At 29.5% G+C, this 1,476-nt stretch carries 2 protein-coding genes; both read right to left on the minus strand.

Annotated features, from left to right (window positions below):
* The coding region (locus OQH62_RS08455) for a hypothetical protein (RefSeq protein ID WP_266016113.1) at window positions 1-1,134 on the minus strand (1,134 nt) is incomplete at its 3' end.
* Window positions 1,135-1,336: 202 nt separating this feature from the next.
* On the minus strand, window positions 1,337-1,476 hold a 140-nt coding region (locus OQH62_RS08460), incomplete at its 5' end, for a hypothetical protein (protein ID WP_266016116.1).

Raw genomic sequence — 1,476 nt, forward strand, 5'->3', positions numbered from 1 at the left:
GTGTCTAATGTATTTAAAGAATGATTGCAAATGGTCCAAAATATGAACAATTCGTTGTGAAAGATTTCTTTTAATATAATACAAAATAAATACAACCAAAAAGAATAAAGAGATTAAAATACAAACTATGATAACAAAGCGAAGTTGTTTTATAGGTGCATAGATAGAATCAGTTGGAGCTATTATCATAGCTGTCCAATAAATCCCTGTGTTGTATCCAACTTCAAATGTTTCAATTCCTGTTGTAGCTTTCACTCCTGAATAATTTTCATATTCATAAACCCCATTTTCTTTATTTTTTACATGAGATAACAAAGTTTTAGCATGAGTTCCCGGATTAATTTCATCAAAAGTCTTACCAATTAGTTCCCCATTAGCGTGAGAAGCAATAATATGTGATTCAGAGAGTAAAACCCTATAATCATTGTCGAAATATGATAAATTATGATTTTGAAGAATAGAGTTCAAATTCTTTAAATCAACAACCAATCCTATAAGTCCTATAATTTCTCCACGAGAATTTCTAAGAGGTATGTTTATTCCTGTACAAAAATATGTTTTCCCATCTATAGTTTGATAGCTAGGATTACCAATAGTAGGTTGTCCTGTCTGTAAAGCTTTTTGTACACTACCAAATCTCATTACAGTTTCACTAGCCGGGAGTACAGTCAAATCTTTTTGTGTAGAAACATCATTATCTCTTACAAAAATCATAAAACCACCATCTCTCAGTTTATATTGAGAATTTTCTGCCTTATTTGTTGAGAAGTGAGGATTTTCCTCCATACCTTTTTGATTCAAATACACATAACCAAAATGGGCATACCTACTTGAATCAACCATCGCTATAACTTCATTTCTAATGGTAATCACATCACTATCATGAGTTATATCATCTTCTATATTCGCTTGAGCACTTTCAACAGAAACATAAGTTTCATCAAAAATCGCATTAGAAATTTTAGCAACATTCGAAGCTGCAGATTTTATTAAGTCATTAATAAGCATATTTTGACTTGCAGTAACTCTATTGATGATGACAAACATCATAATAATCATAAACAATACAATAACACTCGATACAACAAGAGTTATTTTTGCCCCTATACTCATACGAGAAAATCCAAAACTCATTTTATATTCCTTATTACAAAATTTTGAAAAAGTTATTCTACAAAAAAAAAAAAAGATTTACTTAAATATTTACTAAATGAAAAAAATTACTTTAATGAATGAAATTTTTCTTATTAATAAAGTAGGATTAATTCTTTTCTACTCTTTTTTGCTTCTAGACTGCGTAAAAAGATCCACTTAAATGTTTGATAAATAAAAATATCTAATGAATGAAGTACTTGCCATCAAAACTTACAAGAGAGTAGAGCCTTTCATCTCCTATGCTTTGTATGAGTTCTTGTATGCTGAGAAAACTTAAGGTATCAGCTCCAACATATTCACGCACTTGTTCAATGGTTTTAT

Origin of the sequence: Campylobacter sp. MIT 21-1684 (assembly GCF_026241315.1) — a bacterium.
Taxonomy (GTDB): Bacteria; Campylobacterota; Campylobacteria; order Campylobacterales; family Campylobacteraceae; genus Campylobacter_D.